A 25,416-nucleotide genomic window follows, 5' to 3' on the forward strand; every position below is an offset into this window, starting at 1 on the left:
GGGCGGCGCGGCGAGGAGCGCCGCGCCGCCCGGCCGGGTCGGCTCGTGGTGGTCGGACCGCACCGCCGCCGGGCGGCGCGGTCACCCGGAGGTCAGAGCCAGCGGCCCTTGGAGCTGCGCAGGTCCGCGTCGTCGGAGAAGGGCAGGTAGCCGGCCCCGGAGAAGATCTTGCTGGGCACCGTCTCCTGGGCGAAGCCGCGCTTGGTGATGTCGTAGTAGTAGTTCGACACGCGCTGGTCGATCTCCCACAGGTCGTAGTCGCGGCAGGCCTTCTCGTAGGTTCCGGCCTTGCGCAGGTGCGGCAGGATCATGTCGATGTAGTAGACGTACTGGCCGTTCCAGATGAGATCGCGGCGGCACATCTTCGACGTCTTGGTGTAGAGCTTCAGGGTCGCCTGCTGCACCCGCCCGAGGTGGTCGCCGAGCTCGTCGATCTTGATCGGGTAGACCTCGCCCATCGGCGTGTCCCACTTCTCGCGGGCGAACACCGCCCCGCCGATGATCGCCTCGATGTAGTTCTTCGGCCGGGTGAAGGTGGTCGAGATGTCGTTGACCCGGATCTCCTCCAGGCCCATCCGCTCCGGGTCGATGATCATCGCGAGGGTGTAGGCGTGCGGCAGCCGGGCGTCCTCGCTGACGTCGGACCAGTGGTAGATCTCCTCGTTGACGAACAGGTCCCGCAGGATCAGCAGGTTGCCGTCCGGGAGCTCGTAGGGGCCGGTGTCGCCGAGGCCGAGCCGGTTGTCGTAGTGGTGCAGGAACGCCAGCAGCTCGGTGGCGGCGTTGAACTGGGTGAAGGCCCCGTGCTTGGGGCTGCCGGGCTCGAGCGTCTCGACCTGGGCGGTCAGCTGCTGCAGGAAGTCCTCCTCGTGGATCCGGCAGCGGTAGCGGTCCTGGGAGTTGAGGATGAAGCCGTCCTGGCGCTTGCCCCACAGCACGCGCTGCATGAACTTGAGGATCTCGTTGGACTCGGCGACATAGTCGTCCGGCCCGATCGCCTCCAGTGCGAGCAGGCCGCACCGGCCCATCCCGAAGCCGACCGCGCCGATGCACCAGTCGTGCACCGAGTTGACCTTGGTGCCGATCTCCCGCCGGGCGGACGCACCGATGTCCATGACGCCCTGCGCGCCGACCTCCCGGGTGGTCATCCGCAGGATCTCCGGCCACCGGTAGAACTCGTGCATGAAGGCCAGGATCTCGTACTCCTGGCGCGGGATCATGCCGCTGACGCCCTCGGTGGCGCGCATGACCAGCACGTCCCAGATGTTCCAGGCGAGGTAGTTGTTCAGGTCGTTGAGCTCGTCGATGCTGAACTGCGGGTTCAGGACGTCGTCCTTGGACACCTTCTCCAGCACGCCCGACTTCGCCCGGGCCTTCAGCATCTTGTCGCCCTTGATGCCGTCGGTGACGGGCTCCAGCCCGACGAAGTTGCCGGTGTAGGTGAGGTCCTGGAACCGGAGGCCGTCGTCGCCCTCCTCGTAGCGCTTCCTGTAGGTCGCCTTCTTGCCCTCGGTGGTCGTCACTGCGTTGTGCTCCTGTCCGGATCGGCGGCGTGCGGGAGGGGAGGTGGTCAGTCGTCCGCGACGACCCGGCCGACCTCGTGGTCGGTGCAGTCCAGCCGGACCTTGCGGCCGTCGAGCGCCGTGGCGATCTCCTCGAAGTGCGAGGGATCGGTCGCGCCGACCACGTAGCGGGACTCGCTGGAGGTCAGGTAGGCCGTCATCACGCAGGGGGTCTGGAACTCGCGGGACAGGATCCCGAGGTGCGACTCGGGGGCGCCGGACATGGTGATCACGCCGAGTGCGCCCATGCTGAGCGCGGGCGCGAGGAAGGTCGTCGTCCCGCCCTGGACCAGCAGGATGTGCTCGCCCAGCTTGCCGGACTGGATCAGTGAGATCACGTCTGCCGGCGAGGACAGGTACTTCACGGTCCCGCTGGGTGACTTGGCGGTGTCGAAGACGTTGTAGCCCTCCGCCAGCACTTCGGCCATGGAAGTTCCTCCTTGAACTCTGTGGGACTGTCGCCTGCCCGAGGATCTGCCGGACGTCGGCATCACGACGTTGCGTGGGTCACAGTGCCGTCAACGACCACGCTGTCCGATGGAACCCGCGGACAAAAGTGTTGGTGACACTTGTCCTGCGGGGACAGCCCCGGGGAACGCGCGGCGGCGTCAGCCCGACGACGACGCGGGCGCGGCGAGCAGGATCAGCTCGGTGGTGCCGCCGTCCGGCAACTCGACCGCGACGCCGCGCCCGTGCCCGATGTGCACGACCTCGTTCGGCCCGAGCGTCACGACCGGGCCGCCGGCCACGAGCACCCGCACGGTCCCGGTCAGCACGACCAGCAGCCGGTCCGCCGCGCGCGCCCCGCCGTGCCAGGTGCCGGTGAGGGTGAGCCGCTCCAGGGCGATGTCACCGTAGCCGTCGTCGGGGCCGACGAGCAGCAGGCCGCCCGGCGTGGCCGGTTCCGTCCGGACCCGGGCGCAGACGACGTCGGTCACGGTCGCGGCGCTCCCCTCGGCTCAGATGAGCGGTGTGCTCGCGGTCCAGTAGATGATCCGACCCGCGATGAGGTCAACGAAGCGCCGAAATCGGCGGGCTGCGGTGCTCATATGAGCGCTATCGGCCAGGGCCGGCGCATCGGTGGGTGGATCTAGTGACCGCCGCTGAGCAGCGCGACGGTCTGCTCGTACTCGCCGCGCACCTCGGAATGGCGCAGGGGCTTCACCCGCTCGACGAGGATCTCGCGGTCGCCCCCCTCGAGCAGGGCCATCGTCTCGGCCACGTACTCGTCGAGCGGCATCCCCGCTTCGTTGTCCTCGTGGCCGGGCATCAGCGGGCGGACCGCGGGCGGGACGATCTCGCGGACGGCGATCGACGTGTCGGCGAGCTGCAACCTCAGCGATTCGGTCAGTGCGCGCACCGCCGCCTTCGATGTGTAGCTGGGGGTCACAGCCAGCGGGGTGAAGGCCGGCCCCGAGGACACGGTCAGGATCGCAGCCCCCGGTCGGCCCCGGAGGTGCTCGACCAGTGCGGCGATCAACCGGATCGGACCGAGCACGTTCGTGGTGACGACGTCCTCCGCGGAGGACAGGAAGCCCTCCGGGGTTCGCCGGTCCTCGGCCTTCATGATCCCGGCCATCGCGACGAGAACGTCGAGATCCGGGCGCCGGTCGAGAACCTCCGCGACGGCCTTCCGGATGCTCTCCGGATCAGCGGTGTCGATCACGACCGCGTCGAGGCCGGGGTGCGCTGCGGTGAGCTCGTCCAGGCGGTCCCTGCGGCGTCCGCCGAGGATGACCGTGTTGCCGCGCTCGTGCAGGGCGACCGCGAGAGCGCGGCCCCCCTCCGCGGGCGAGTCAACACCGCTCGTCGGCGGGCACATCCGGAGCTGCGACAACCCGAGGATCGTGACCGAACCATCCCGTACACGGTTCATCGGCGCGGACCGGATCCTCATGGCGGTCGGCGCGCTCCGACGGCTCCTGGGAGAAGTGACATCCGCCGGACCGCTGCAGCCCGGGCGATCGGGACGACCGGCGCGCGATGCTCTCGGATGAGTGTCGTCGCACTCCCTCCACCGGACGTCACCGACGATTCCGCGACAGCGAGGGCACCGATGGCCCGCCCTACTGTGCTCATGTGAGCGCACTCGACTGGGGTCCGGCCCACCGGCTGCAGGTCGCCGAGATCGCCGATCGGTACTTCCGGCGGCAGCAGACGAAGGTGACGATCGCCGCCGAGACCGGGCTCAGCCGGTTCCGGGTGGCGCGCCTGCTGGAGGCCGCGCAGGAGCGGGGGATCGTCCGTGTCGCGATCGACCCGGGCGCCGATCTCGACGCCGCCCGGTCGGCGCGGCTCGGCACCGCCTACGGGCTGCGGCGGGCGCTCGTCACGGCCGAGGGCCCGGCCCGGACGGCGCCGGACCGGGTCGCCGCGCTGGGCGCGGACCTGCTGTGCGAGACCGTCCGGCCCGGCGACGTGCTCGGACTGGCCTGGTCCCGGACGGTCAACGACGTCGTCGGGCACCTGCACCGGCTCGCCCGCTGCACGGTCGTCCAGCTGTGCGGCGCCTACTCGCTGCCGTGGCGGCGGGACGGATCGGCCACCGCGGTGTTCCGGGCGGCCGCGCTCTGCGGCGGCGAGGCGTACCCGATCTACGCCCCGCTCGTGCTCCCCGACCCGGAGACCGCCCGCACCCTGCGCGAGCAGCCGGGCGTCGCCGACGCCTACGCCCGCTTCGGCGAGCTCGGCACCGCCGTCGTCGGGATCGGCGCCTGGCGCGACGGCGGCTCGACCGTGCACGACGTGCTCAGCACGCAGGAGCGCAGGCGGCTCGGCGGGCGCGGGGCGTGCGGCGAGATCGTCGGACTGCTCGTCGATCCGGACGGCCGGGTGCTCGACACCGGGCTGTCCCGGCACCTGGTCGCGATCGGGGAGGCCCAGCTGCGCGCGGCGGGCGAGGTCGTCGCGCTGGTCCGGGACCCGGAGCGGGCCGCGGCCACCGATGCGGTGCTCCGGTCCGGCCTGGTGCACACGCTGGTCTGCGACGCCGCGACGGCCGACGCGCTGCTCGGACACGCCGGGGAGCCGCTCGCACCCCGGTGACGGACCCGTCCGGTTCGGGCAGGCTGTCCCCGACCACAAGGATGTGGACACCGGTACCGGAGGGGTCGATGACGAGCGGACGCCCACGCGAGGACTTCCTGCCCACCGAGAAGGACGAGCAGGGGGCGCAGGCGTCCAACGCCGGCCGGTTCCTGCTGCTGCTGTTCGCCGCGAACACCTTCAACTTCTACGACCGGGCCATCCCGGCGATCGTCGCCGAGCCGATCAAGATCGAGTTCGGATTGTCCGACCTGCAGATCGGGGTGCTCGCGGCGGCGTTCACCGTCGTCTACGCGCTGTTCGGGCTGCCGCTGGGCAGGCTGGCGGACAACCGCTCCCGGGCGAGGATCATGGGCTGGGGCATCGTCGCCTGGAGCCTGCTGACCGCGGCCAGCGGCGCCGCCTGGAACTACGTCTCGCTGCTGCTGATGCGGGTCGGGGTGGGCATCGGCGAGGCGAGCTACGCCCCGGCCGCCAACTCGACGATCGCCGACCTCTACCCGGCCCACAAGCGCGCCCGCGCCTTCGGGCTGTTCCAGCTGGGCCTGCCGGTCGGACTGATCCTGGCGTACTTCTCGGTCGGCGCGATCACCGAGGCGTTCGACTCGTGGCGGGCCCCGTTCGTGCTGGCGGCGATCCCCGGCCTGCTGATCGCGATCGGCTTCTTCCTGGTCCGCGAGCCGCGCCGGGGCGCGTCGGAGAAGGTCGCGGCGCCCACCACCGCGGAGAAGGTCGACCGGCCGTTCCGGCGGATCCTCGCGGTGCCGACGATGTGGTGCCTGATCATCGCCGGGATCGGCGCCAACCTGGCCGCCTACTCGGTCAACACGTTCACCGTCCCGCTGTTCCAGCGCTATTTCGGCGTCTCGCTCACCACCGCCGCGGTGCTGACCGGCGTCGTCGTCGGGATCACCGGCCTGATCGGGCTGCTGGTCGGCGGCTGGGTGTCCGACCGGGCGGCCGGCCGGTCCACCGGGGCCCGGGTCATGGTCGGTGCGGTCGCGACGCTGCTGTCGGTGCCGCTCACCTGGACCGCGCTGACCCTGGGCCCGGACGCCACCGGGGTGTTCGTGCTGCTGTTCGGCGCCGGCTGGCTGCTGCAGTACCTGTACTACACCTCCGCCTACCCGGCGGTCGCCGACGTCGTCCCGCCGCGGCTGCGGTCCACCGCGACGGCCGTCTTCTTCGCCGCCTTCTACCTGTTGGGCGGGGCGATCGGGCCGGTCATCGCCGGTGCGCTGTCCGACTCGTTCGCCGCGACCGCGCTGGCCGCCGGGGCCGGGGAGACCGAGGCGGCGGCGACCGGGCTGCGCCAGGCGCTCGCCGTGATCGTCCCGATCTCGATGGCGATCACCGCGGTCGGGCTGTTCCTGGCGGCGTCCCGGGTGGGCCGCGACAACACCGCGATGAAGGCCGCGGTGGAGGCGGGCTGACCGGAGTCAACCCCCTTGCCCCAGCGCTTCCGGGACACTCGTCACACCTGCGTCACGGCGTGAACGGAGGCCATCCGGCGTTGAATGGATACGACCGTACGTTTTCAGGACAGTCACACCGCCGGTCGCCCGGTTAGCGTCGGCGGACGGGTGCAGGCACCGCCGCCGGCACCGGAGGGAGAGGCAGCGATGTCCGTGATCGAGCCGGTGACCGCCGGTGAACAGCTCCGCGAGGCCTTCGGCTGCTTCCCGTCCGGCGTGACGGCGGTGTGCGCGGACGTCGACGGTGTCCCGGTCGGGCTGGCCGCGAGCTCGTTCACCTCGGTCTCGATCGAGCCGCCGCTGGTGTCGGTGTGCATGCAGCACAGCTCCACCACGTGGCCGAAGCTGCGCGGGCTCCCCCGGCTCGGGCTCAGCGTCCTCGCCGAGGGCCAGGACGACGCCTGCGGCCGGCTGGCCAGCAAGAAGGGCGACCGGTTCGCCGGCACCCCGACCACGGTCGCCCCCGACGGCGCGCTGTTCGTCGACGGCGCGACGCTCTGGCTGGACTGCACCGTCCACGCCGAGGTCCCCAGCGGCGACCACGACATCATCCTGCTGAACGTGCACGGGATCCGTGCCGATCCGGCGACCCCTCCCCTGGTCTTCCACGGCAGCCGTTTCCGGCGCCTGGCCGCGATCTGACACCGGAGCCCCCCGTGCACCCGCTCGACACCGTCTCCCCCGGCACCGATCCCGCCGAAGCCCGCGTGCGCGCCGCGCTCGTCGCGATCGCCGCAGGTCAGCCCGTCGTCGTCGTGGACGACGCCGACCGCGAGGACGAGGGCGACCTGATCTTCGCCGCCGCGCTCGCCACCCCGGCGCTGGTCGCCTTCACCGTGCGGCACACCTCGGGATTCATCTGTGTCGCCCTGCCCGACGACGAGTGCGACCGGCTCGACCTCCCGCCGATGCACCATCGCGACGGCGACCGGTTCAGCACCGCCTACCGGGTCACCGTGGACCGGGCCGGCACCGGGACCGGGATCTCGGCGACCGCCCGGGCGGCGACGATCGCGGCGCTCGCGGCGCCGACGTCGGTCCCGCGCGACTTCGTCCGGCCCGGGCACGTGGTGCCGCTGCGGGCCCGCCCCGGCGGCGTGCTGACCCGGCCCGGGCACACCGAGTCCGCAGTGGACCTGGCCCGGCTCGCCGGGCTGCCGCCGGCCGGCGCGCTCTGCGAGATCGTCTCCACCGAGCTGCCCGGCACGATGGCCCGCGGCGCCGAGCTGACCCGCTTCGCCGACGAGCACGGCCTGGCGCTGGTGTCGGTGGACGACATCATCCGGTACCGGCTGCGCACCGAGGCCCAGGTCGAGCGGGTCGTCACCACCGCACTGCCGACCGAGCACGGCCACTTCCGGGCGGTCGGGTACCGGGCCACCGACGGCGCCGAGCACGTCGCGCTGCTGGCCGGCGAGCTCGACGACGTCACCGAGGACACCCCCGTGCACGTGCACGTCGAGTGCCTCAGCGGCGACGTGCTGCGGGCGAGCTCCTGCGACTGCGGGCGGTCGCTCACCGAAGCGATGGCCCGCTTCGCCGCCGAGGGTCGCGGTATCATCACCTACCTGCGCCCGGTCGGCGGGGTGCGGGCCTGCGGTCTGCAGTCCGATCCGGCCGTCACCGGCCGGGACGGGCGGCTTCCGATCGTCGCCGAGTGGATCCTGGCCGACCTGCGGTCGCGGTCCGGCGCCCCGGTCGTCACCGGGCCGCTGCGGCGGCTCGCCGGCTGACCCCGGCGCGGGCGTCCGGTCAGCCGGGCGGTTCGATCCCCGCGTCGTGCACCAGCAGCGCCACCTGCACCCGGTTGTTCAGGTCCAGCTTGGTCAGGATCGCCGACACGTGCGTCTTCACCGTCGCGACGCTGACGTGGTGCCGGGTGGCGATCTCGGCGTTCGACCGCCCGGCGCCCAGTTCCAGCGCGACGGCGCGCTCCCGGTCGGCGAGCAGCCCGAGCCGCTTCCGCGCGGTCTCCCGCGCGCCGTCCTGTGTGGACCCGGCGACCTGGTCGATCAGCCGCCGGGTCACCTCGGGCGAGAGCACCGGGCGGCCCTGCGCGGCGTGCCGGACGGCGAGCACCAGCTCGTCCGGCGGGGTGTCCTTGAGCAGGAACCCGGCCGCACCGGCACGCAGTGCGCGCAGCACGTGCTCGTCGGCGTCGAAGGTGGTGAGCACGACGACCTGCGGCGCCCCCGGGCGCCGGCGCAGCGTCTCGGTCGCGGTGAGCCCGTCGGTGCCGGGCATCCGGATGTCCATCAGCACCACGTGTGGCGAGTGCCGCCCGGCGAGCTCGATCGCCTCGGCGCCGTCGCCTGCCTCGGCGACCACCCGCAGGTCGGGGGCGCCGCGCAGCATCATGGTGAGTCCGAACCGGACGACCGGGTCGTCGTCGACGACGAGCACGTCGATGGTCGGCCCGGTCTCGTCGGTCACGCCGGCCACGGTAGCCGCATCCCGACCCGCCACCCGCCGGACCCGGTCGGGCCGTACTCCAGCACGCCGCCGACCAGCGTCGCCCGCTCGGCCAGGCCGCGCAGTCCCGCGCCCGATCCGGCCGCGGCGTCCGGTGCCGGGCCCGGCGGAGCCGCGTTCTCCACCTCGGCCTCGATCCGGTCGCCGGGAGCGCCGGTGATCCGCACGACGACCGCGGCGCCGGGTGCGTGCTTGCGCACGTTGGTCAGGCCCTCCTGGACGAACCGGTAGAGGGTGCGGCCCGCGGTCGCCGGGACCGGCCGTCCCCCGGTCGTCACACCGTGCTCGTCGTGCAGCTCGACCGGGTTCCCGGCGCGGCGCGACTCGCTGACCAGCTCGCCGATGTCGGCGACGTCGGGCAGCGGGACCTCGCCGACCGGGGCGCGCAGCACGCCGATCACCTCGCGCAGGTCCTGCAGGGCGCGGTGCGCGTTCTCCCGGATCACGTCCGCGGCCCGGGCGGCCTCCTCCGGCGACGCGTCCCGGTGGAAGGCGAGCGCGCCCGCGTGAACGCTGAGCAGCGACAACCGGTGGCCCAGGGCGTCGTGCATCTCCCGGGCGAGCGTCTCGCGCGCCTCGTGCTGGGCGCGCTCGGAGCGCAACGCGGCCTCGATCTCGGCGGCGGCCGCCCGCTCGCGCAGCGACTCGATGAGCTCGTACCTGCTGCGGACCAGCATGCCCCACCCGACCACGGCCGCGTGCACGGTGACGAGCAGCAGGACCAGCGCCCACAGCGGCACCGCCGGTTCCGGGCGCAGCACGAAGAACAGCCCCAGCGCCAGTAGGCTCGCCACCGCCGTCGTCGCCGCCGTCCGGGCGGGGCAGCGGCTCGCCACGGTGAACACCGCGGCCAGCGCCGCGATCGACGCCACCTCGGAGAAGGTGCACAGCACGATCAGCACGGTCGCGACGTGCAGCGGGTGGCGCCGCCGCCACCACAGGCCGAGACAGCCGAGCAGCCCGATCGCGATGTCTGCGTAGACCAGGGCGGGCGGCACCGCTCCCGGGACCGCCAGCCGCAGGGCCGCCGCGTACAGCCCGACCAGCGCGCAGAGCGCGATCAGCGCGACGTCGGTGATCCGTCGCCGCCAGGCGCCGCGCCGTCGGTCCGGATCCGGTTCCACGGCGCCGAGCCTAGGCCTCCCGACCGGGCCGGTTCCTCCGTCGCACGGTGCTCCGCACTCCGACTTCGGTAGGAACATCCGAGCCGCACAGCCGATCCGCCCGACCGGCCGGCCTTCCTAGCGTCGGCGCCATGTCCGGCTCGACGTTCCTCCGCACGCAGGCCCCGCCACCGGGATGGCCCGAGATCGCGGTCGCGCTGGTGATCATGGGCGTGGTCGCCTTCCGGGTGCCGCCACTGCTCGCTCCGCACGTGGCCGCGCTCGGTCCGGTGCTGCACGGCCTGGTCCTGGTCGCGCTCCCCGGGATCGCCGCGATCGCCGGTTTCACCGCGGCCGCGCGGGTCCGGGTCCGCCCGTGGGCGGCGTTCGGGCTGGTCCGGACGACCCGGGACCAGCTCGTCGTCGCGGCCACCGCCGGCCTGGTCTGCTCGTTCGTCTCGATCGGGGTGGCCGCCGCGCTCGGTCCGGGACCCGCCTCCGGCGCCGGCGGTCTCCCCGCCGCGGCGGCGCTGCTGCTGCTGGTGCTCGTCGTACCGCTCGGTCAGGAGCTGCTCTTCCGCGGCATCGTCACGACGGTCCTGCTGCGCCACGGCGCCGTCGCCGGCGTGCTGGGCAGCGCGCTGGTGTTCGCCGCCGTGCACGGCCCGGCCCCCGCGGCCGTCTCCGCCCTGGTCCTCGGCCTGGTCACCGCGGAGCTGCGCCGGCGCAGCGGATCGCTGTGGCCGGCCGTCACGGCGCACGCCGTCCACAACCTCGTCATGACCGTTGCGGTCCTGGCATCCACCGGCGCGGCCTGAGCCACGCCCGACCGTCAACACCCACGAGGGAGAAGGTCCCATGTTCCGTGCCCGCTCGATGCTGCCCGCCCTGGGCCTGGCATCGCTGGTACTCGTCGGTTCCTGTGCCGCCCCGGCGCAGGAACCGGCACCACCCGCCCCGGCCGACGCGGCGCTCGCGCAGTTCCACGACCAGGAGGTCGCGTTCGGGCCGTGCGAGCCGTACGCGAGCTCGGCGGGCGACGAGGCTCTCTACGGCCCCGGCCGGTTCGACTGCGCCCGGGTGCAGGTCCCGCTGGACTACACCGACCCGGACGGGCCGCGCGGCGAGGTGGCCCTGCTGCGGGCGGCGGCGCGCGGCGAGAAGATCGGGTCGTTGCTGGTCAACCCGGGCGGCCCGGGTGGGTCGGGGATGAACCTGGTCGCCTCGCTGGGCGCGTCGTGGGACACCGGGCCGGTCGGTGAGCGGTTCGACGTGATCGGGTTCGACCCGCGCGGCGTGGGCGCGTCGAGGCCGCGGGTGGAGTGCTTCACCGACGCCGAGTCCGACCAGGGGGTGCCCCCGGGCCCCTACCGGTTCGACGTGCCCGACGAGCAGGCCGCCCGCGACATCGCGCAGCGCTGCGTGGACAACACCCCCGGCGGGATCGAGGCGCTGACCAGCGTCGGCAGCATGAACGTCGTGCAGGACATGGACGTGCTGCGCGCCGCGCTGGGCGACGAGAAGCTGTCCTACCTCGGCTTCAGCTACGGCAGCGAGCTGGGCGCCATGTACGCCGAGGCGTTCCCGCAGAACCTGCGGGCGATGGTCGTCGACGGGGCGGTGCATCCCGAGCTGCCCGAGCCCGACTTCCGGCTGACCCAGTTCGGTGCCTGGCAGGAGACGTTCGATCAGGTCGCCACGCTGTGCACGACCGGCCCAGACTGCGCGCTGGGCACCGATCCGGCGCAGGCGACCGAGCGGTTCCAGGAGCTCGTCCGGCCGCTGCAGGACCGCCCGCTGCCCACCTCCGACGGCCGCGAGCTGACCTACGACCAGGCGATCGAGGCGGTCTCGCTCCTGCAGTTCGCCGAGGGGCAGTGGCCGGTGATCGTCCGGGCGCTCGACGAGCTCGCCCGGGGTGACGGCGCGCCGCTGCTGGCGCTGCGCGATCTCGCGGTCGGGCGCGGCCCCGACGGCCGCTACGGCGGTTCGCTCAACACCGACGCGAACCTCGCGATCCGGTGCATGGACAACCCCCGGCGCACCGCCGAGGAGCACACCGAGCTGGGCCGGCAGGCGTTCGCGGCCGCCCCGTTCCTCGACCCGGGCCGCCCGCTCGAGCGGGCGCACTACGAGTGCGAGGCCTGGCCGGAGCCGGTCAGCCGGACCCTGCCGTGGTTCGACGGGACCGACGCGGAGCTGCCGCCCACCCTCACCGTGTCGGTGACCGGCGACCCGGGCACCCCGCACGAGGGCGGCATCGCGATGGCCCGCCTCCTCGGCGGGAACCTGCTCACCGTGGACGGTGTCCAGCACGGCATCTCGCTGCTCGGGCAGAGCGGATGCGTCGACCGGATCGTCGGCGACTATCTGATCGACCTGCGGACCCCGCCGGACGACGCCCGCTGCTCGCTGTAGATCCGTAACCGTTGCGCGGCCGGGTCGTTGTGCGGGGTACGGGTATCGCGCAGGTGCCCGTCCCCGCCCGGCCGACACGCGACGACCCCGGACCCCGGTCGTCCCCCGCGCCTGGCCTGCACGAGGAGACCTCGTGTTCCACGGATTCACCAAGAAGTTCCTGCACGACTCGATCGAGCGCAGCTCCGAGAACGCGATGGACCGTCGCCGGTTCCTCCGCGCCGCCGGCCTGACCGGCGCCGGTGTCGCCGGCCTGGGCGTCCTGGGCGCCGGCATCGCGTCGGCCTTCGACGGCGGCCTGCTCGGCGGCGTCCTCGGCGGGTCCGGTTCCGGCTCCGGGAGCGAGTCCGCGGTGTCGGACGACGCGGTGCTCAACTTCGCCCTCAACCTGGAGTACCTGGAGGCCGGATTCTACCTGCGCGCGGTCACCGGTGCCGGACTGGCCGACTCCCAGATCGACGGCCGCGGCGAGCTCGGCGGGGTCACCGGCGGCTACCAGGTCGCCTTCGAGACCAAGATCGGCCGCCAGTACGCCGAGGAGATCGCCCAGGACGACCGGGCGCACGTCGACTTCCTGCGGGCCGCCCTCGGCGACGCGAAGGTCTCCCGGCCGGCGATCGACCTGCAGGACGCCGTCACCGCCGCGGCCACCGCGGCCGGCGTGATCAAGCCGGGGCCAGACCTTCGACCCGTTCCAGGACGAGCCGAGCAGCAGCAGCGCCCCGACGGTCGTCCCGGAGCCGGACCGGATCGGGAGCGCCCACGCGCCCGTGACACCGGCCGTCGCGGCCTTCGCCACGAACGCCAGCCAGCGCAGGCGTTCGCGGGTCAGGTCCGCACACAGCACGGGGCGGCCGCTCCGCGCGGCTTCCCCGCCGGGGCCCTGGCCGAAGGCGGCGGGGACCGCCCCGCACGGGCCGTCGGGTCCGGCGGAGGCGACACCGTGCACGGCGCCCTCGGAGATCAGCGCGGCACCGGCGGCCACCCCGAGGAGCAGGTGCGCGGTCTCGGCCAGCCTGCCGAGAGCGGGTGCCGGATCCCGGGCGTCCGTCGTGGCCAGCGCGAGCGTCGCCGCCGCGACGTCCAGGGCGCTCGAGTCCTCCATTCACGGACATTCGGTCGCCGCGGACCTCCGGTTCTCCCCCGCCCGGCACATCCCGCCGTTCATGATCCGCGTTTCGGGAGTGCGGGAGCCCCGGAGCGGCACGGACACTCCCGAAACAGGGATCATGGACCGGGCGGGGTCAGTTCCCGCCGGCGTCGAGCAGCCAGTGGTAGCGCAGCCGCAGGGCGCGCTCCCAGCTGGCGAACGCGGCACCGACGCCCAGGGCGATGTTGAGCCAGAGCGGCAGGTGGATCGGCGACACGAAGACGCCGACGTTCTCGGCGATCGGCGGTATCGCCGAGACCGGCTCCAGCAGCTGGAGGACGTTGACACCGATACCGACGACCAGCACGGCCACCGACACGGCACCCAGGATCATGCCCGCCGACGGGTGGTCGTGCTGGAAGCGGGCCCGGCGCCCCTCACCCGATCGCGGATCGGGCGTGAGCTGGTGCTCGGCCCCGCCGTCGGTGACGTAGTGGGCGCGACGGACGCCGAACCCGCTCGTCGCGACCTCGATCTCCCCGCCCTCGACCGGGAAGACGGCGGGCACCTTCGACACCGCGTGCTGCCAGCCGTCGCGGTACAGGCGGGCCCGCACCACACCGTCCTCGCCGTCGCCGTGGTAGCGCACGTCCACCGAGTACCGGACCGGGCGCCCGGCGGCCGCGACCAGATCCAGGTGCAGCAGCGAACGCCCGGTGATCATCTGCCACCAGCGGAGCCGCTTCAGCGGGCTCCCGTCGCCGCCGGTCAACCGCCGGGCCGCCAGACGCCGCCGCCACTTCGTCATCATGTCGCCCCCAACGTACTAACACACTGTACTAATCCCTGGTCGGGAATCTAGCACGGTGTACTAGTAGGGTGTCCGTGGAGGCGATATGACGACCCACGGCACCGACCGGATCAGCAGCCGGGACAAGATCCTCCGGGCGGCCATGCAGTTGTTCGGAGAGGACCCGGCCGCGCGGCTGAGCGTGCGCGCGGTCGCCGCGCGGGCCGGGGTGAGCACGGGCTCGCTGCGCTACCACTTCCCGACCCAGCGCGAGCTCCAGGACGAGGTGCTCACCCGCGTCTACGACCTGGCGATCCCGGACGACCCGATCAACGACCGGTCGGTGCCCGCCCGGGAACGGCTGCTCGGCTGCCTGCGCCAGGTGCTCTCCGGTGCCGGGGTCGGCGAGGACGCCCGGGCCAACCTGCGCCGGGTCGTCGACGACTTCGTCGAACCCGAGCCGGGCGAGGAGACCCGCGCGGGATATCTCGCGATCGAGCGGGAGATCCACCGCCGGATCGAGTACTGGCTGACCGTGCTCGCGAAGGAGGGCGCCCTCCCCGAGGGCGACCACACCCGGCGGGCGCGCTTCCTGCTGACCGTCGTCAACGGGCTCAGCATCGAGCGGGCACTGCCCGCGGAGCACACGCTCCTGCAGTCCGAGAACGACACCCTGCAGATGGCCGTCGACGCGGTCCTGACCGGCCCGGGCTCAGCCGGAACCGGGCTCCGGGTGGGTGTCGGCGAGTGAGTGCTCGAGGTGCGCCAGCTCCTCCTTGAGCCGCGCGACCGCGGCCCACGGACCGGGGTCGACGCGCCGGTCCCCGCTGCGCTGCACGCCGACCAGCGCCATGTCGACCAGCGTGGCCGCCAGCTCCTCGGCGTCGCCGTCGTGGTCGGGCCGGTACCACCAGGCCACCCAGTTCGCCGTTCCCAGCATGCCGAGGGCGGCGGTCCGTGCCGGGACCGGCCGGAACGAGCCGGCCCGGATCGCGTCGTCGACGAGGGTGCTCAGCAGGTCGAGGACGCGACGGCGGGCCTGCCGGTGCAGCTCGGCGATCTCGTCGGGGAGGTCGGGTTCGCTGCGGTCGAGCAGCCGGAAGCGGGTCGTGTTCCGCGCGTTGTTGACGATGATCCGGTGCAGGGCCAGCGCGACCCGCTCGTCCTCGGCGAGATCGGTCCGCGCCGTCACCTCCTCCAGGATCTCCACCACCCGCTCCAGGACGTCCCGGACGAGCGCGGCGAGGATCTCCTCCTTGTTGCTCACGTAGTGGTAGAGCGCCGACCGGCTGATGCCCATCGAGTCCGCGATGTCCTGGAACGACGTGCCCGCGTACCCCTGGCGGGCGAACAACCGTGCCGCGTGCTCCAGCAACTCGTGCGAGACGAGCCGCCCGGAGCTGTGCCGCTGCGCCACACCCACCCCTTCCCCCGGGTCCCCGGTCATCGTGCCCGACCGGGTCCCCGCCCGGGCAGGCCGGGGCGGTGTTCAGGGCAGGTCCCGCAGCCAGGGCACCAGCAGCGCGGCGGCCCCGTCGCGGGCGCCCCCGCCGACCGGTACGCCGTAGTGGTCGGCCGCGATCGTCGTGACCTGCCGGTCCGAGCTGCCGATCGCGGCGAGGATCCCCTCGACGTCACCCGGGAAGACACAGTTGTCCGCGCCGTAGCCGACCACCATCGTCGGCAACGTCATCTCCGGGCCCGCCTTCGCGATCGTGGCGTTGGACGACAGCGCGGACCAGGTGGACAGCCACGCGTCCGGCGTACTGGTCCGGCCGAATCCCACGACGCCGTAGTTCGTCACCTCCGGCCGCGGGCCGAACACCGAGCCGTAGCTCCGCTCCGACGGGTCCAGCCCGAGATCCACGGCACGCAGGTCGGCATCGGTCCGCCAGACCGTCAGCAGCCGGGCGGTGCCGGCCCGCCGGCTCCGGGCCGCGGTCGCCGAACCCGCCTTCACCGCGCGGCGGGCGGCGAGCGACTCGGCGACGTGCTCGCGGGCGACCGCGTCGATCCGGGCGACCCGGTCGAGCTGCGCCGCGCGGTAGCGCCGCACGAAGTCCGGCGCGTAGCGGGAGCTCTCCGGCGCCGGGCGGTAGCCGTTCTTCTCGTCGAACGGGTCGAGCGCCGGGTCGGCGGAGAACGGATCGGCCTCGACGGTCACCGACGGGTCGATGCACCGGGACAGCAGCGGGCCCTGCCCGGGATGCGGCGCCAGGTAGGCCAGCGCGTCCAGCCCGGGCAGTACGGCGCGGTCCAGCCGGCTGGGCCGCCCGGCCGGGGTCCGCGCGATCCGGTCCGCGGGTGCCCGCAGCGACTGCTGCACGTAGTAGGTCAGCAGCCCTCCGCCGCCGGAGTTGCCGAGCCCGACGGTGCGCCGGAACCCGCGACCGTGCAGCCACTCCAGCCCGGCGCCGAGGTCGAGCACCGCCTGCTCGTGGACGAGCCGCATGTCGCTGCCACTGTCCCGGGCCTGCTGGGCGTGCACCGCGATCCCGGCCTCCAGCAGGGCCGGGATCAGGTAGTGCCGGGAGAAGTCGACCCGCGGATGCATGAGGACGACGACGGTGGTGTCCCGGGGCGCCCGACCCGCCGGGGTGTACAGCGTCGCCTTGGCCGCGTTGCCGTCCACGGTCACGACGGTCTGCAGCTGCACCCCGGTCCCGGCGGGCAGCGCGCCCGGGTGCCAGTCGACGTTCAGCCCGGGATTGGCCGCCATCAGCGGGCCCCGACCGGGCTGTCGAGCCGCATCAGCCCTCCGGCCCTGGGTAGGTCGACCGGCAGGTCCAGGCTGCGCAGCAGCGTGAACGCGCCGGCCGTCGCCGCGGAGAGCACCGGTAGTCCCAGCTCGTCCTCGGCGCGCTGGACCAGGTCCAGCGACGGCATCTGCACGCAGGCGGAGAGCACCAGCGCGTCGGCCCCGGCGAGGTCCAGCGACCGCGCGGCACCGAGCACCCGGTCCCCGGCGATGCAGCCGACCTCGGCGTTGTCGCCGACCTCCAGCGCACGCCAGTCGGTGATCGTGAACCCCTCCGCCTCCAGGTAGCCGACGACGAGCTCGGCGACCGGTCGCAGGTAGGGCATCACCAGCGCGACCCGGGACGCACCGAGCGCGGTCAGGGCGGTGACCAGCGCACCGGCACTGGAGGTGACCCGGGCCGCGAGTCCCCGGTCGGTGAGCTGGTCGACCACGGCCCGTTCGACGTGGTCGTGCTCGCCGCGCCCATCGGTGTGCCCCTGGACCATCAGCGCGACCAGGCAGGCGTAGAGCACGGCGTCGATCCCGGCGTCGGCGATCTCGTCGACGCACCGGCCGCGCTGGGCGTTCATCGCGCGCAGCTCCTCCGGCGACACCGTGTGCATCCGCATCCGGCTCGCATGGAACGAGAACGTGGCGCCGGTGTGCCGGCCGAGCAGCGCCGGCAACTCGGTCTCGACGGTGACGTTGGAGCTGGGCACGACGAGCCCGATCCGGTGGTGCGGGACGGCCGGTGCGGTCATCGCTCCTCCTCGGCGCCGGCGACGACCCGCAGCGCGTTCTTGTCGTGCTGGGCGATCCGGGCGCGCTCCAGCCCGGCGACGCCGGAGTACCAGACCGCGTGCCGGCATCCGGTCGCGCGCCGGTCGATGACGATCTCGCCGGGCCCGCTGGTGCGGCCGGCGCCGAGCGGGCCGTCCTCCGGGGCCGGGGTGGCGGCGGTGACGCCGGAGGCGACGATCCGGAAGTACGGGCCGACCTTCTCGACCCCGAGCAGCGGATCCTGCTCGGCGACCCGGACCAGGCCGTCGTTCTCCGGCACGTCGAGGACGAACATCGCGGTCACGACGACGCCCCCCGCCCCTCGGGCTGCCGCGCGGACTCCCACGCCGGTGCCCGCTGTACGATCAGCTCGGCCTTGCGGGTGAGCAGCTTCTCCAGTGACGGTTCCGGCGCGCCGGCGATCTCGCAGAGCGCGTCGACCGTCAGTTCGGCGTCCAGATCCTCCTGCGGGGTGACCGGTCGCAGCGCCCTGGTGAGCTCGATCATGTAGCCGTTCGGGTCGTGCGTGTAGATCGACTCGATCGTCTCGTGCATCACCTGCATCTCGCAGGGCCACTCGCTGTCGTCGAGCCGGCGGCGGTACTCCAGCAGGTCGTCCTCGGAGTCGACGTGGATCGCGAGGTGACGCGAGTTCGCGAAGAACTCCGGGGTCCCCTCGGGCAGCCGCGCCCAGGCGTCCCCCCGGGCGGACGGGTCGCCCACCGGCTCGTGCCCGAAGTAGTAGAAGAACGCGATCCGGTCGTCGTTGCCGATGTCGAAGAAGAAGTGGATGAAGTCCGGGTGCTGCTGCGGGCCCCAGCCGGCGGCGCAGATCGAGTGCACCACCGGGAACTTCAGGACGTCCCGGTAGAACCGCACGGTCGCGGCGGGATCGAAGGTGGGGAACGCGGCGTGGTCGACGCCGCGCACCCGGTGCTCGTCGGTGCTCATCATGTCCTCCCGGTCGGGTTGGTTCCGTGGATGCCGTCGGTCGTGCACACGAGGTCGGTCCGCCCGGAGGCCAGACCGGCGGCGAGATCGGTCCGGTGTCCCGGCCCGGCCTCGACGACGACCAGCCCGTCGGTCTCGGCGCGCAGCCGTTCCCCGATGTCGAGCCGGGTCAGCACCTCGGCCCGCTCGTCCGGCCCGGTCAGCCAGAAGCCGTCCCAGCCCCGCTGGGTCAGGTCGTGCAGCCTCTTCACCAGGGCGTCGCCCTCGCTCGACCACGGCTCGGTCAGCGCCACCCGGACCCGGGCCAGCCGGCCCGCTCCCCCGGATCCGGGCTCGGCGGAGAGCTCGTCGCGGTCCGCGGGCCCCAGCAGCCGCGACGACCGGTCGTACCGGTCGTGGTGCAGGGGCCGGCCGAACACCCAGTCGACGACGCCCTCGGTCGGCACGTCGGCCGGGTCGGTCCCGGCCCAGCCGGCCAGCGCACGCCGCACGACGTCCGGGTTCGTCCCGGCGAACCGGTCCAGCGCGACGTTCCCGGTGCGCGTCATGTAGGCGACCATCAGCTGGTCGACGGGCAGGTTGGTGCGCCGCGGGAACGAGTCCCACCACAGCCGGCTGCGGCGGGCCAGCTCCTGCAGCCGCTCCACCTGCGGGCGTCGCTGTTGCTCGTAGTCCGCGAATGCGGACGGGAGATCACCGGCGGCGGTGACCGCGTCGCAGAGGGCGATCGCGTCCTCCATCGCGAGCTTGGTGCCGGAGCCCACCGAGTAGTGCGCGGTGTGCGCCGCGTCGCCGAGCAGCACCGCGTTGCCGCTGGTCCAGCGACGGCAGTGCACGGTGCGGAAGCGCTGCCAGCGGGTCCGGTTCCCGATCAGCCGGTGGCCGCCCAGCAGCTCGGCGAACGCGTCGGACAGGTACTCCAGCGCGACGGTGTCGGAGGCGTCGGCCGGGATCGCGTCGGTCGAGGCGTCGAACCCGGCGGCCCGCCAGGTCGCCTCGTCGGTCTCGACCAGGAACGTCGAGCGGTGCGGCGAGTACGGGTAGGCGTGCGTGACGAAGGTGCCGTGCGCGGTGCGCGCCGGGGCGAACACCGCGGTCTCCAGGGCGAACTCGGTGCCGGCCCACAGGTAGAGCCCCTCGGCGACGTCGACCCGGGCGCCCAGCTCATCAGCCAGGTCCGTCCGGGTCCGGCTGCTCACCCCGTCGGCGACGACGACCAGCTCGGCGTCGAGCTCGGCGAGTTCGGTGCGACGGCCGTACCGGATCTCCACCCCGGCGTCGAGCGCGTGCCGGGTGAGGATCGCGAGCAGCTCGGGGCGGGCGATACCGATCAGCGCACCGTTGTGCACCCGCGCCTCGGCGTCGCCGACGAGCATCCGCATGTCGTGCGGGTACCCGGCCGCGACGACGTCGTCGAGGGTCCGTGGATCGGCCGCGGCCAGGTTGCGCTGGGTCCGCGAGGCGACGGCGACACCGAAGCCGAACGTCGACTCCGGGGTGCTCTGCTCGTGCACGACGACCGTGGCGGCCGGGTGGGCGAGCTTGAACAGTCGTGCTGCGTAGAGCCCGCCGGGCCCGCCACCGAGCACCGCGACACTGGCCGGTCTCACGACGGCACCTCCTCGTTCTCGATCTCGATCCGGTTCAGCAGGTCGACCCGCAGGTCCTTCTTGGACACCTTCCCGACGTTGGTGAGCGGGAACGCGTCGACGATCTCCAGTCGTTCCGGCAGCTTGAACTTCGCGATGCCCTGCTCCAGGAGGAACGCGCAGACCTCCGGCAGCGTCGGCGGGTCGCCGCCGGGCACGACGTAGGCGCAGACCCGTTCGCCGAGCACCGGATCGGGCATCGCGACGACCGCCGCACCGCGTACCGCCGGATGCCGGACCAGCAGCTCCTCGAGCTCCTCGGCGTGGATCTTCTCGGCGCCCCGGTTGATGACGTCCTTGATCCGGCCGTCGATCGAGTAGTGGTCGACTCCGTCCACCAGGTGCCGGGTGACCAGGTCGCCGGTGCGGTAGAAGCCGTCGGAGGTGAAGGCTGTCACGTTGTGCGCCTCGGCGTCGAGGTAGCCCGCGATCGTGTACGGGCCGCGGCAGGCGAGCTCACCGACCTGCCCGTCCGGCACCTCGTCCTCCGAGCCGATGTCGAGCACCCGCACCTCGTCGGCGGCACAGATCCGGGTGCCGACCATTCCCCGCCGGACCTCGGCCGGGCTGTCCGGCGGGGTGTAGAGGAACAGGCCCTCTGCCATCCCGAACATCTGCAGCGCCCTGATCCCGCACTCCGCCTCCAGCCGGTCGATCAGCTCCGACGGTGGCCGCTGGCCGCCGATCACGAACCGGGTCACGCTGGTGAGGTCGGTCCGCCGCGCGTCCGGGTGCTCCAGCAGCCGGATCGCAACGGCCGGAGGGACGACCGGCAGTGTGGTGACCCGCTCGCCGGCGATCAGGCCGAGCACCTCGCCCGCGTCCGCCGTCGCCGGCAGCACCAGGGTGCCGCCGACGAGATGGGTCGGTTGCAACGCCGCGACGATCCCGGCGTTGTGCATGATCGGCAGCGGGTGCAGCACGACCGAGTCCGGGCCGAGATCCAGTGCGGTGGCCCAGAGCCGCGCGTTGCAGGCGTACTCGCTGTGGAACCGCGGGGCGACCTTCGGCAGGCCGGTGGTGCCGCCGGAGAGCTGCAAGGCGACCAGCGCGTCCGGGTCGATCTCCAGCCGGGCGAGCGCCCGGCGCGCGGCGCGATCCGATCCCGCGTCGAGGAGGTCGTCGAGCGTGACGGCGCCGGCCGGCGCCGCCCCGCGGACGACGACGAGTTCCTCGACGGCCGGGACGGCGGCGCGCAGCCCGGCCGCGAGTGCGGTCAGGTCCCGGTTGCGGAAGTCGGCCTGGACGAGGTGACCGCGGGCGCCGGTGTGCGCGGCCAGTGCGGCGATCTCCCGCTCACCGTGCTGCGGCAGCGTGCACACCGGGACGATGCCCGCCTTGACCGCGCCGTAGTAGGCGACGACCGTCTCGGCGACGTTGCCCGACTGGAACATCATCCGGTCACCGGGACGCAGGGTGGTCCGGGCGAGCAGACCGGCCGCGACGGCGTCGGTGCGCTCGTCGAGCTCGCGGTGGGTCCACCGCACCCCGTCGGCGACGAGGGCGGGATGGTCCGGGCGCCGGGCCGTCGCCGCTCGGAGCGCGGCGCCGAGCGTCTCGTGACGCCAGAGTCCCTGCCCGAGGTAGCGCTCCCGCAGCCCGGTCGCCGTTCCGGGCGGCGCAGGTGGACGGGCGAGGTCGGTGGTCATGGCGGTCCTCCCAGGATCCGGGGGTCGACGGTGGTGGTCGGCACAGCCGGTCAGCCCGCAGCGGGGGCACCGGCCGGGGCCGGACCGGCCGGCGGTGCCGCCGTACCGGCAGCCGGGTCGGCCGGGCCCCCGGTCGGTCTCGGGACGAGGGCACAGGCGACCGCTCCCACGACGGCGACCGCGGCGAACACACCGACGTTGCCTGCGAGCCCGACACCCGCCGTGAGCAGCGCTCCGCCGACGGCCGGGCCGCTGACCGCGCCGAGCCGTCCGATCCCGCTGCTGAGCCCGAGCGCCGTGGCGCGGTTGCCCGGCGGATGGTGCGCGGCCACGTAGCCGTAGACGACGATCTGATTCCCGGTGGTCGCGGCGCCCGCCACGAACACCAGCAGGTAGAGCACGGCCGCCGGGAGCGGGACGGCGATCAGACCGAGCGAGGCGACGGCGAGCACGAACAGCGACGTCGCGACCCAGCGGCTGCCGAACCGGTCCGCCATCGCCGATCCGGCCAGGCCACCGACGACCGCTCCGAGGTTGAGCACCAGCAGGAATGCCAGCGCGGAGCCGAGCTCGTAGCCTGCGCCCCGCATCAGCTGGGGCAGCCAGGTGTTGAGCCCGAACACCAGCAGGAAGCCGCAGAAGTTCGCGACCACGAACAGTCCGGTCGCCCACGCCGCCCGGCCGCGGAGCAGGCCGGTGATCTCCGTCCGGCGTCTGCCGCGACCGGCACGGACGAACCCCGGGGACTCGGGCAGGAACAGCACCGCCAGCGGGACGAGCGTGACCAGCGGCAGCGCCCCGACCGCGAAGAGCACCCGGAACCCGGCCGGTTCGAGCAGCACGATCGCCGCGAGCGCGGCGAGCGCGCCGCCGATCGGGAAGCCGCAGAGCATCAATCCGTTGATCATGTGCCGGCGGGCTGCCGGAGCGACCTCCATGACCAGCGCGATCGCCGTCGGCGGGATGCCGCCGAAGCCCAGACCGGCGAGGAACCGGAACAGGCCCAGCGCCCACGGCGTCGGTGCGACGGCCGCCAGCAGCATCATCACCGAGAACCAGGTCAGCGCGATGATGAACAGCTTCCGGCGCCCGACCAGGTCGGTCAGCATGCCCGAGGCGATCGCGCCGACGAACATGCCGAGCAGCGCGTAGCTGCCGATCGCGCCGACGGCGGCCGGTGTGAGGGCCCACGGCTCGTAGGCGAGCAGGGCAGGCACCGCCGAGCCGAAGACAATCAGGTCGTACCCGTCGAAAACGATTGCCCCGAAGCAGATCGCGACGGCGACGGCGGCCGTCCTCGGGCTCACCTGCTCGGTACTGGCGGATGTCGACATTCGAGCCTCCTTGCTCCCTGGGTCACCCCGGATCCGCGACAGGTAGCACTCTGACCTGCGGTCACACTGTTGTCAATATTTCGACAGTCATGTTCCGGCGATGGTCGGGCCCGGCCACACGGCAGCCCGCCGCGTCAGCCGGGCAGCGCCCGCTCCGCCGTGTCCAGCACCCGGCGCAGGACCGGATCACCGTCGTCCCGCCAGATCAGGTGGATGGAGACGGCGGGCAGCTCGCCCGCCATCTCGCGCACGACCACGCCGTCGAGCGACATGTGCTCGACGGCGCCGGCTGTGGTGACGTGCAGTCCGACGCCCGCCGCCACCAGGGCCATACAGGTCCACGAGTCGGGGGCGGACTGGACGAACCGGGGCGTGAAGCCGGCCTCCTGACAGCGCCCGACGAGCTGGCTGCGCACCATCGATCCGGCCGACTCGGGCAGCCCGACCAGCGGCTCGTCCCAGAGCTCGGCCGGCGCGATCTCCGCTCCCGCAGCCAGCCGGTGCCCGGTCGGCAGCGCGATCACGCACCGGTCCTCGACGATCCGGCGACTGCGCACGCCCGCCGGCGGCTCGACGAACCACGCCAGCACCAGATCGACGTCGCGCCGGTGCAGGGCCGCCATCGCCGTCGCGCCGTAGCGACCCGGCACCAGGTCGAGATCGACCAGCGGATGGTCCTCCCGGACCGCGCGGGCCAGTCGCCCGACGTAGACCTGCGCGGACGGCCCGGCGAAGGCGATCCGCACCCGGCCGCTGCGGCCCTCGGCGGCCGCGGTCACCGCGTCCCGGGCCCGGCCCGCGAGCGCGACCAGCTCGCGGGCGAGCGGCACCAGCGCCCGCCCGGCCGGGGTCAGCTCGACCCGGCGGGTGGTCCGGTGGAACAGCGCGGCCCCGAGCTCGGACTCGAGCGCCCGGACGGTCCGGCTGAGGTACGGCTGGGCCAGGTGGAGCCGCTCGGCCGCCCGGCCGAAGTGCAGCTCGTCGGCCACCGCGAGGAACACCCGGAGCTGGGCCTGGTCCACCGCGCGCCTCCATTGATGCAGATTCTGAAACGATGAGCCGCGACCAGGCCTTGGACCGCAGCCTAATGGGACGGCGACGATGCGAGTATGAGCACACCAGCACTGTCGACGTCCGAGGTCTCCGCCGAGGACTTCGCCGTCATCCGCCGACAGGTCCACGAGTTCGTCCGCGAGGCCGTGGTCCCGCGCGAGAACGAGATCATGCAGGCCGACCGGGTCCCCGACGACCTGCGCGCCGCCGCCGCCGGGATGGGCCTGTTCGGCTACGCGATCCCGTCGCGGTGGGGCGGCATCGGACTCGACCTCACCCAGGACGTCGAGCTCGCGCAGGAGTTCGGCTACACCACGCTCGCGCTGCGCTCGATGTTCGGCACCAACAACGGCATCGCCGGGCAGGTGCTCGTCGGGTTCGGCACCGACGAGCAGCGGACCACCTGGCTGGACCGCATCGCGTCCGGGGAGGTCGTCGCGTCGTTCGCACTGACCGAGCCGGGGGCCGGCTCCAACCCGGCCGGGCTGCGGACGCGGGCCCGCCGGGACGGCACCGACTGGGTGATCGACGGCCAGAAGCAGTACATCACCAACGCCCCGTCCGCCCAGCTGTTCGTGGTGTTCGCCCGCTACGCCGAGCCGGAGCCGGGCAACCCCGGCATCGCCGTGTTCCTGGTCCCGGCGGACACGCCCGGCGTCACCGTCGGCCCCAAGGACGCCAAGATGGGCCAGGAGGGCGCGTCGACCGCCGACGTGCACCTCGCCGCGGTCCGGGTGCCGGCACACGCGCTGGTCGGCGGCGACGCGGCGGCCGGGTACGCCGCCGCGATGACGTCTCTGGCCCGTGGCCGGGTGCACATCGCCGCGCTGGCCGTCGGGACCGCCCAGCGGGCGCTCGACGAGTCGGTCGCCCACGCCGCGCAGAGCACCCAGGGCGGGCAGCGGATCGGGGACTTCCAGCTCGTCCAGGCGCACCTCGCCGACATGCAGACCGGTGTCCTCGCCGGCCGGGCGATGGTCCGCGAGGCGGCCCGCGCCTACGTCGACGGCACCGACCGCCGGATCGCGCCGTCCGCGGCGAAGCTGTTCTGCACCGAGATGGTCGGGCAGGTCGCCGATCTCGCCGTCCAGGTGCACGGCGGCGCCGGCTACATGCGCGAGATCCCGGTCGAGCGGATCTACCGCGACGTCCGGCTGCTGCGGCTCTACGAGGGCACCAGCGAGATCCAGCGGCTGATCATCGGCGGCGGCCTGGTGCGGCAGGCGGTGCGCCGGTCGTGACGACCCCCGCGGGGCCACGACGACCGGGAGCGGGGCCGCCACCGCACGGCGGCTGTCCGACGAC

General features: G+C 73.4%; 24 protein-coding genes and 2 pseudogenes. 9 read left to right on the top strand and 17 right to left on the bottom strand.

Translation table 11 applies throughout. The features are described 5' to 3' along the window. Nucleotides 1-92 precede the first annotated feature (92 nt). The 4 genes from ABZ881_RS12580 to ABZ881_RS12595 all read right to left on the bottom strand — a co-directional run bounded on the left by ABZ881_RS12580 (nucleotide 93) and on the right by ABZ881_RS12595 (nucleotide 3,438). Nucleotides 93-1,523 (bottom strand): hypothetical protein, encoded by a 1,431-nt coding sequence (locus ABZ881_RS12580; protein WP_358484160.1) that lies wholly within the window; start codon nucleotides 1,521-1,523, stop codon nucleotides 93-95. A gap of 47 nt (nucleotides 1,524-1,570) precedes the next feature. After that, nucleotides 1,571-1,990, bottom strand: a complete 420-nt coding sequence (locus ABZ881_RS12585) for a PEP-utilizing enzyme (protein ID WP_344019387.1) — start codon at nucleotides 1,988-1,990, stop codon at nucleotides 1,571-1,573. A gap of 180 nt (nucleotides 1,991-2,170) precedes the next feature. Further along, nucleotides 2,171-2,500 (bottom strand): hypothetical protein, encoded by a 330-nt coding sequence (locus ABZ881_RS12590; protein ID WP_358484161.1) that lies wholly within the window; start codon nucleotides 2,498-2,500, stop codon nucleotides 2,171-2,173. A 152-nt stretch (nucleotides 2,501-2,652) separates the two neighbouring features. Next, on the bottom strand, nucleotides 2,653-3,438 hold the full coding sequence (locus ABZ881_RS12595) for an SDR family NAD(P)-dependent oxidoreductase (RefSeq protein ID WP_358484163.1): 786 nt from the start codon (nucleotides 3,436-3,438) through the stop codon (nucleotides 2,653-2,655). Between the two features lie 203 nt (nucleotides 3,439-3,641). Between ABZ881_RS12595 and ABZ881_RS12600 the strand changes: the two genes are divergently transcribed. The 4 genes from ABZ881_RS12600 to ribB all read left to right on the top strand — a co-directional run bounded on the left by ABZ881_RS12600 (nucleotide 3,642) and on the right by ribB (nucleotide 7,815). Then, the gene (locus ABZ881_RS12600) at nucleotides 3,642-4,607 is read left to right on the top strand and encodes a sugar-binding domain-containing protein (protein WP_358484165.1); all 966 of its coding nucleotides are present in this window, start codon (nucleotides 3,642-3,644) and stop codon (nucleotides 4,605-4,607) included. A 68-nt stretch (nucleotides 4,608-4,675) separates the two neighbouring features. Then, nucleotides 4,676-6,040 (top strand): MFS transporter, encoded by a 1,365-nt coding sequence (locus ABZ881_RS12605; RefSeq protein WP_358484168.1) that lies wholly within the window; start codon nucleotides 4,676-4,678, stop codon nucleotides 6,038-6,040. A 189-nt stretch (nucleotides 6,041-6,229) separates the two neighbouring features. Continuing rightward, a complete protein-coding gene (locus ABZ881_RS12610; protein ID WP_358484170.1) occupies nucleotides 6,230-6,724 on the top strand; it encodes a flavin reductase family protein in 495 nt (164 codons plus the stop codon). Nucleotides 6,725-6,738: 14 nt separating this feature from the next. Further along, on the top strand, nucleotides 6,739-7,815 hold the full coding sequence (ribB, locus tag ABZ881_RS12615) for a 3,4-dihydroxy-2-butanone-4-phosphate synthase (RefSeq protein ID WP_358484172.1): 1,077 nt from the start codon (nucleotides 6,739-6,741) through the stop codon (nucleotides 7,813-7,815). A gap of 19 nt (nucleotides 7,816-7,834) precedes the next feature. Here ribB and ABZ881_RS12620 read toward each other — a convergent pair whose 3' ends face one another. Together ABZ881_RS12620 and ABZ881_RS12625 are read right to left on the bottom strand one after the other, a co-directional pair. Further along, nucleotides 7,835-8,524, bottom strand: coding sequence for a response regulator transcription factor (locus ABZ881_RS12620; RefSeq protein WP_358484174.1), 690 nt, complete (start codon nucleotides 8,522-8,524; stop codon nucleotides 7,835-7,837). Then, nucleotides 8,512-9,678: a histidine kinase gene (locus tag ABZ881_RS12625; protein ID WP_358484177.1), complete on the bottom strand. Its 1,167-nt coding sequence runs from the start codon at nucleotides 9,676-9,678 to the stop codon at nucleotides 8,512-8,514. The genes ABZ881_RS12620 and ABZ881_RS12625 overlap by 13 nt, the downstream gene beginning before the upstream one ends. A 131-nt stretch (nucleotides 9,679-9,809) precedes the next feature. On the opposite strand from ABZ881_RS12625, the gene ABZ881_RS12630 reads away from it, so the two are divergent. The 3 genes and pseudogenes from ABZ881_RS12630 to ABZ881_RS12640 form a co-directional block, all read left to right on the top strand. Beyond that, nucleotides 9,810-10,475, top strand: coding sequence for a CPBP family intramembrane glutamic endopeptidase (locus ABZ881_RS12630; RefSeq protein ID WP_358484179.1), 666 nt, complete (start codon nucleotides 9,810-9,812; stop codon nucleotides 10,473-10,475). Nucleotides 10,476-10,515: 40 nt separating this feature from the next. Next, complete coding sequence (locus ABZ881_RS12635) at nucleotides 10,516-12,075, top strand: alpha/beta hydrolase (protein ID WP_358484181.1); 1,560 nt, start codon at nucleotides 10,516-10,518, stop codon at nucleotides 12,073-12,075. A 196-nt stretch (nucleotides 12,076-12,271) separates the two neighbouring features. Next, a pseudogene (locus ABZ881_RS12640) lies at nucleotides 12,272-12,664 on the top strand (ferritin-like domain-containing protein); the annotation flags it as partial. A 180-nt stretch (nucleotides 12,665-12,844) separates the two neighbouring features. Here the strand turns inward: ABZ881_RS12640 and ABZ881_RS12645 are convergent. Together ABZ881_RS12645 and ABZ881_RS12650 are read right to left on the bottom strand one after the other, a co-directional pair. Beyond that, nucleotides 12,845-13,180, bottom strand: a pseudogene (locus ABZ881_RS12645) (hypothetical protein); the annotation flags it as partial. A gap of 139 nt (nucleotides 13,181-13,319) precedes the next feature. Next, the gene (locus tag ABZ881_RS12650; RefSeq protein ID WP_358484182.1) at nucleotides 13,320-13,976 is read right to left on the bottom strand and encodes a hypothetical protein; all 657 of its coding nucleotides are present in this window, start codon (nucleotides 13,974-13,976) and stop codon (nucleotides 13,320-13,322) included. Nucleotides 13,977-14,061: 85 nt separating this feature from the next. Here ABZ881_RS12650 and ABZ881_RS12655 point away from each other — a divergent pair, with 85 nt between their 5' ends. After that, nucleotides 14,062-14,706 (top strand): helix-turn-helix domain-containing protein, encoded by a 645-nt coding sequence (locus tag ABZ881_RS12655; RefSeq protein ID WP_358484184.1) that lies wholly within the window; start codon nucleotides 14,062-14,064, stop codon nucleotides 14,704-14,706. Here the strand turns inward: ABZ881_RS12655 and ABZ881_RS12660 are convergent. The 9 genes from ABZ881_RS12660 to ABZ881_RS12700 all read right to left on the bottom strand — a co-directional run bounded on the left by ABZ881_RS12660 (nucleotide 14,668) and on the right by ABZ881_RS12700 (nucleotide 24,080). Continuing rightward, nucleotides 14,668-15,372: a TetR/AcrR family transcriptional regulator gene (locus tag ABZ881_RS12660; RefSeq protein ID WP_358484187.1), complete on the bottom strand. Its 705-nt coding sequence runs from the start codon at nucleotides 15,370-15,372 to the stop codon at nucleotides 14,668-14,670. The two genes, ABZ881_RS12655 and ABZ881_RS12660, sit on opposite strands and share 39 nt — an antisense overlap. Before the next feature lie 72 nt (nucleotides 15,373-15,444). Further along, the gene (locus tag ABZ881_RS12665; protein ID WP_358484189.1) at nucleotides 15,445-16,674 is read right to left on the bottom strand and encodes an alpha/beta hydrolase; all 1,230 of its coding nucleotides are present in this window, start codon (nucleotides 16,672-16,674) and stop codon (nucleotides 15,445-15,447) included. Continuing rightward, a complete protein-coding gene (locus ABZ881_RS12670; RefSeq protein ID WP_358484191.1) occupies nucleotides 16,674-17,456 on the bottom strand; it encodes a maleate cis-trans isomerase in 783 nt (260 codons plus the stop codon). The genes ABZ881_RS12665 and ABZ881_RS12670 overlap by 1 nt, the downstream gene beginning before the upstream one ends. Continuing rightward, nucleotides 17,453-17,770, bottom strand: coding sequence for a hypothetical protein (locus ABZ881_RS12675; RefSeq protein ID WP_358484390.1), 318 nt, complete (start codon nucleotides 17,768-17,770; stop codon nucleotides 17,453-17,455). Before ABZ881_RS12675 ends, ABZ881_RS12670 begins: the two co-directional genes overlap by 4 nt. 5 nt (nucleotides 17,771-17,775) lie before the next feature. Further along, nucleotides 17,776-18,426 (bottom strand): VOC family protein, encoded by a 651-nt coding sequence (locus ABZ881_RS12680; protein ID WP_358484193.1) that lies wholly within the window; start codon nucleotides 18,424-18,426, stop codon nucleotides 17,776-17,778. After that, the gene (locus ABZ881_RS12685; protein ID WP_358484195.1) at nucleotides 18,426-20,036 is read right to left on the bottom strand and encodes an FAD-dependent monooxygenase; all 1,611 of its coding nucleotides are present in this window, start codon (nucleotides 20,034-20,036) and stop codon (nucleotides 18,426-18,428) included. The genes ABZ881_RS12680 and ABZ881_RS12685 overlap by 1 nt, the downstream gene beginning before the upstream one ends. Further along, nucleotides 20,033-21,724, bottom strand: coding sequence for an AMP-binding protein (locus ABZ881_RS12690; protein WP_358484196.1), 1,692 nt, complete (start codon nucleotides 21,722-21,724; stop codon nucleotides 20,033-20,035). Before ABZ881_RS12690 ends, ABZ881_RS12685 begins: the two co-directional genes overlap by 4 nt. Before the next feature lie 50 nt (nucleotides 21,725-21,774). Then, complete coding sequence (locus tag ABZ881_RS12695; RefSeq protein ID WP_358484198.1) at nucleotides 21,775-23,058, bottom strand: MFS transporter; 1,284 nt, start codon at nucleotides 23,056-23,058, stop codon at nucleotides 21,775-21,777. Nucleotides 23,059-23,192: 134 nt separating this feature from the next. After that, nucleotides 23,193-24,080, bottom strand: a complete 888-nt coding sequence (locus ABZ881_RS12700) for a LysR substrate-binding domain-containing protein (protein WP_358484199.1) — start codon at nucleotides 24,078-24,080, stop codon at nucleotides 23,193-23,195. 87 nt (nucleotides 24,081-24,167) lie between these two features. Between ABZ881_RS12700 and ABZ881_RS12705 the strand changes: the two genes are divergently transcribed. Then, complete coding sequence (locus ABZ881_RS12705) at nucleotides 24,168-25,352, top strand: acyl-CoA dehydrogenase family protein (RefSeq protein WP_358484202.1); 1,185 nt, start codon at nucleotides 24,168-24,170, stop codon at nucleotides 25,350-25,352. Nucleotides 25,353-25,416 lie beyond the last annotated feature (64 nt).

The sequence above is a fragment of the Pseudonocardia sp. NPDC046786 genome, from assembly GCF_040645415.1.
Taxonomy (GTDB): Bacteria; Actinomycetota; Actinomycetes; order Mycobacteriales; family Pseudonocardiaceae; genus Pseudonocardia; species Pseudonocardia kongjuensis.